Here is a 349-nt window from a genome sequence, read left to right as displayed (position 1 = left end):
GCTACGGCGACACCCTGTTCGTGGTGCTGCGACCCGCCTGGTACGACGAGGACGAGGAGACGGTCGAGTTCGGTGAGGTGCACCTGTTCACCGGGCGCGACTTCGTCGTCACCGTCCGGCAGGCGGAACGGCCGAACCTCGCCGACGTGCGGAAGCGACTCGAAGCCGACCCGGACGCCCTGGGGCGCGGGTCCGAGGCGGTGCTCTGCGCGGTCCTCGACGAGGTCATCGACAGCTACGCCCCCGTCGTCGCCGGGCTGCAGGACGACATCGACGACATCGAGGACGACCTGTTCGACGGCGACGTCGACCCGGCGTCCTCACGGCGGATCTACCAGCTGCTCAGCGA

The 349-nt window shown here is 69.6% G+C and carries 1 protein-coding gene; it reads left to right on the top strand.

Annotation, left to right across the window (positions count from 1 at the left end; all coding sequences use genetic code 11):
* On the top strand, positions 1-349 hold a 349-nt coding region (locus BIU89_RS04760; RefSeq protein ID WP_302847406.1), incomplete at both ends, for a CorA family divalent cation transporter.

This window comes from Curtobacterium sp. MCBA15_005 (genome assembly GCF_001864855.1).
Taxonomy (GTDB): domain Bacteria; phylum Actinomycetota; class Actinomycetes; order Actinomycetales; family Microbacteriaceae; genus Curtobacterium; species Curtobacterium flaccumfaciens.
Note: the sequence above shows the minus strand (reverse complement) of the source record. Positions and strands in the feature narration are given on the sequence as shown.